We start from the raw sequence: 4,889 nt of genomic DNA on the forward strand, positions 1-4,889 counted from the left end.
TCTGGTATCTAACGTTTCCTCATCCTCGCCTTCCGCGCCGCCTTCCACTCCTCGTCGTCAATCTGCTGCCGAACCTGCTTCAGCCGGTCGCGCAGCTTCGCTGCCTCCTCGAACTTGAGCAGCGCCGCCGCCTGCTCCATCTCCCGCTGCAGCCTCGCCAACAGAGCAACCTTGTCCTCTTCTTCTCCGTTCGGCGCTTGGCTGTCGGCGTTCGTCGCCTCCTCGCTTGCCTTCGCATCCGCGACGGACGTGGTCAGTCGGACCTGATCGATCGACTTCCGGATCGAACGCGGCTCGATGCCGTGTGCCGCGTTGTACTCAATCTGCTTCTGTCGTCGCCGGTCGATCTCCTTCAGTGAGTTGCGGATGGAACGCGTCACATTGTCGGCGTAGAGAATCACCTCGCCGCTGACGTTGCGGGCGGCCCGACCAGAGGTCTGGATGATCGACCGCTCATCCCGCAGGAATCCTTCCTTGTCCGCGTCGAGGATAACGACCAGCGACACCTCGGGGAGGTCCAGTCCCTCGCGCAACAGGTTGATGCCGACCAGCACGTCGAACTCGCCCAGGCGTAGCTGCCGCAGGATTTCCACCCGCTCGATGGCGCCGATCTCCGAGTGGAGGTAACGCACCTTCAGCCCCATCTCGGTCAGGTACTCGGCGAGGTCCTCGGCCATCCGTTTGGTCAGGGTCGTAACGAGCACCCGCTCCTGCTGCTTCACCCGATTCCTGACCTCGGCAATCAGGTCATCCACCTGTCCCTTGGTCGGCCTGATGGTCATCTTCGGGTCAACCAGCCCGGTCGGCCTGACAATCAGCTCCGCTACGTTTCCATGGCTCACCGTTGCTTCATAGGGTCCGGGCGTGGCCGAAGTAAACACCGTCTGGTTGAGCAGCATGTTGAACTCATCGAACCGGAGCGGCCGGTTATCCAGGCACGACGGCAGCCTGAACCCATAGTCAACCAGCGTCTGCTTGCGCACCCGGTCGCCATTGTACATCCCCTGCACCTGCGGCACGGTCGCGTGCGACTCATCCATCACCATCAGGTAGTCTGACGGGAAGTAGTCGAGCAACGTGTACGGCCGCTCCCCCGGCTTCTTGCTCAAGAGATGGCGCGAGTAGTTCTCGATGCCCGGGCAGTAGCCGAATTCCCGCATCATCTCCATGTCGAACTTCGTCCGGGTCTTGATGCGCTGGGCTTCGAGCAGCTTGCCCTGCGCCTCAAACTCGGCCACGCGCGCCGCGAGTTCCTGTTCAATCGTCACCTCGGCGGCGGTAATCTGCTGCTCGGTCGTGATGAACTGCTTGGCCGGGTACATCGTCATCCGCGGCTTCCGGTCAATCATGTCACCGGAGACGATGTCGAACACCGTCAGCCGGCCGATCTGGCTGCCTTCGAACTCAACCCGCACTCCGTAGTCGCGGTGTGACGGGTGGACATCTACTACGTCACCCCGGACGCGGAACGTCGACCGCTTCAGGTCAACGTCGTTCCGCGTATACTGCAGCTTCACCAGTTCCTCGAGCAGGTGCTCCCGGTCCATGTCCTTGCCGATTTCGACCGGCAGGATCGAGTTGCGGAACTCCCACGGCTCGCCCAGGTTGTAGATGCAGGATACCGAGGCAACCACAATCACGTCGCTCCGCTCCACCAGCGCCGACGTGGCCCGCAGCCGCAGCCGCTCAATCTCCTCGTTGATCGAGGCGTCCTTCTCGATGTACAGGTCGTGTTCAGGCACGTAGGCCTCGGGCTGATAGTAGTCGTAGTAGGATACGAAGTACTCAACCGCGTTCTCGGGGAAGAACCCCTTGAACTCGCCGTAGAGCTGCGCGGCCAGGGTCTTATTGTGCGACATGACGATTGTCGGCCGGTTCAGCCGCTCAATGACATTCGCCATCGTGTACGTCTTCCCCGAACCGGTGACGCCCAGCAACGTCGCATACTTCGCGCCACTGCTGATGAACTCACACAACTTGTCGATAGCTTCGGGCTGGTCTCCTGACGGGCGGAATGGAGCAACAAGTTTGAACTGCTGCTGCCTTTCATCCATCAGCTAGCCTCTTTCCATCTGGCATTCTGCGATTTGCACTTTGCACTCTGCAGTCTGAATTGGCGGCGCAGCCGCTGCTGGCTGGTCGCCGGATGGCTTGAATGGTGCTACAAGTTTGAATCGGTCTGTCTGCTCAATCACAGCGAGATTCTAGGAGTATGCCGGGTCAGGTCAAGCAGCCGTCGGCTCTACTCGACGTCAGCGCCGGAGCAGGACGGATATGGAAAACTCACCCTTGTCAAAGAAGGTCCAGCGCCCGGGTGAGCCGGTGTAGCTGCGCTTGATCGAGTCAGCCGGCGTGGCAGCGGGAATCACGCTCGGCGCCCGCTGATCTCTGTAGCCACTGGTTGCGAGACTTGTCGGCCGTCCACTTGTATCAGCAGGTACCACGGAGACGTAAAACGCTCCGGAGTCCAGCCGTAAGGGTACGGTCAGATCGTGAACAACTGCGGGCCACGCGGCGGCCTCCAACATTGGTGACTGGTAGAGCAGGTTCCTACCATTACCACCATAGATCCTGAAACTGAAACTTGAATCACGCCATGGGAAGTTGGCATGTAGATAGAACTCCGCGCTGACCTTGTCTATGTGCAGTGGATAGCCAAATCCGAAGTCGCGCGGGTCGAATCTCACGCTCCTCTCTGGCCCCACCCAAGCAACCCAGCCCGGGTTGCCAGGTTTCGCATATGTGGCCCACACCGACTCGGGAGGCGCCTTCAGCATCGCCTCAGCCACGGTCGTCTGATCTCGAACAACGGCAACGGTCGAGTCCCAGTAGTTGTACCACGTCTTGCCGAGTCGCAGGCGGTGCCGGTCCGCCGGGATTCTGTCGAAGAGGTAGGGCGTTGTCTTCCCGGTGCTGTCGCTGTCCAGCCAGATCGCGGCTCCTGCTGGGACAGAGCGTATCTCAAGCCTGCCGAAAACTGACGACAGCCTCGCGCGTACGGTCGTCGTCTTCCAGCGAGTTACAGTCACGTGCGACGTCCAGTCAGCGTGTCTCCCCTTCGTCAGCCGCAGTTCATGCCCACCAGCCGCGACGCCGAGTAGCAGGAACGGCGTAGTGTTGCCGGTGACGGCGCCATCGAGCGAGATGGCAGCGCCGGAGGGACTGGAGTTGACCTGTACAAAACCGTATCCGCCGGCTGGACCGCCCTCACCGACCGGGTAACTGCTGGCATTCGCCCTCCACCACTTCAGCCACTCCGCCATGCTCGAACGCTTGACGGACAGCGAATCCTCGGGATGGTATGCGAACTCCCGACCGGTCAGCTTGGTGAGAGCCAAAGTAGTATGAACCATGACCCTGTCACTGGGTTTGTCTGCCTGTATCTCCCTCTGTGCCACTTCGAGCAGCGCGGATATCGCCATCTGACTTCCGTAGCCAATCTCCTTTAGGGCCTCGGCAGCCCAGGTGACCTCGCCCCGAACGGGGCCGCTGAGAATCTCCACGACGGCCGGCACGCCCGAGTAGTCACCTGCCCTAGCCATCATCTCGCTAAGCGCATAGACAAGCCGAGGCGGACACGGCGGGCGTAGCAGACGCCTGATCGTTGGCACGCTCTGTATGCCATTAACCGCGAACAGAGCCTTGGCCGCATCACCAATGAGATTGTATCGGCGCGAAGGAGCTGACTCCGCCTCCAGCCGAGCTATGTACTCCTCAAGTGCTGGTACCGCCCGCTTGCTGCCGATGTTGCCCAAAGCAGCGATAGCTGCACCGGAGTATTGGTTGTCGGCCAAGAGCATAGTCAGAAGAGTGTCCAGGTCCTGCGAGTCCTGGACGGCAGCAATTGCACGCAGTGCGGCGGAGTAGTACCGGTTCTTGAATTCCGTGATTGGCGGCGCTGTGTCGTAGTGCAGCAGTGTCCCCCAGTCCGGCACGGACTTGGCGAACCGCGCCGTGCTGTCCAGTAGGGAATACACGCGCCGGAACTCCAGCGAGCACGAATGCGGGACAGAGTAGCGTATGGTCTTGCTCGTCTTGCCGCCGCTGCGGTCCTCGAAGCTGACCGAGATGGAACCTCCTTCTTCGCCGGTGCGACCTCGTAGCGCCCAGTATGCGCTCTTGAGATGCCAGAAGCCCAGGCTGTTCAGCGAATCCCAGAATGCCTGGAACTCGGAGATGGCGATTCGCCCTTCCCGCATGCCTGCCTGATAGTCTCTCGGCTGGCCAGGCATCCGACCGCCGAAGACCTGAATGAGTACGCTGTCGCCAACCTGCTCGATCGCCAGCACGCTCTCCTCCGTGTACTCACAGCCCCACCATTTGTGGAATCGCGACTTGCTTCTGGCGGGCAGCGGCAGGGGGATGGGCCGTGGCCTGGGTGGCCGCGGAGGCGGTGAAAACGGTTGTCGGTTGTGGGAAAGGACGAAGTCGAGACAGGTGGTGCATGCGGCAGTGGTGGTGAAGGACGCGGAGGTATCGTCGTACCCGACGTACGCCGCCGTCGCCATTCCGGTCATGGCTGGCAGCCCGACGATCACGTAGTCACCGTTCAGGTCGGTGGCATTACCACACTCAGTGCCTCTGACGACGACACTTGCGCCAACGAGTGGCTCGCCGGTCCGAGCGTCACGTACTCGACCCATGAGAACGCAGTTAGGCGAAGCTGACAGCCCGCCTGCCAACGACAGAATGCAGACGGCAACCAACGAGCATGTCCTCACAAGGGACATAGTACGACCCGCAGACCGGGGTGTCAACGGCACGCGTTGCCTCACCAGAAATCTACTCGAAGCCACCCCGTTGCCTCACGTAAGAAACCTACTCGAAGCGGAGGCACAATCTGACCATGTTCTATCTGGAAAGGAACCGGTCAGATGGCTTTGACTATG

At 60.9% G+C, this 4,889-nt stretch carries 2 protein-coding genes; both read right to left on the minus strand.

The genetic code is table 11. From position 1 onward, the window contains the following. Positions 1-8: 8 nt before the first annotated feature. Positions 9-2,054 carry an excinuclease ABC subunit UvrB gene (gene uvrB, locus FJY68_13385; protein MBM3332817.1) on the minus strand — a complete coding sequence of 682 codons (2,046 nt, stop codon included), beginning with the start codon at positions 2,052-2,054 and terminating at the stop codon, positions 9-11. A gap of 198 nt (positions 2,055-2,252) precedes the next feature. Next, positions 2,253-4,730, minus strand: coding sequence for a PEGA domain-containing protein (locus FJY68_13390; GenBank protein MBM3332818.1), 2,478 nt, complete (start codon positions 4,728-4,730; stop codon positions 2,253-2,255). Positions 4,731-4,889 lie beyond the last annotated feature (159 nt).

The organism is candidate division WOR-3 bacterium, assembly GCA_016867815.1.
In the GTDB taxonomy this organism is placed as follows: domain Bacteria; phylum Hydrothermota; class Tepidihabitantia; order Tepidihabitantales; family Tepidihabitantaceae; genus UBA2258.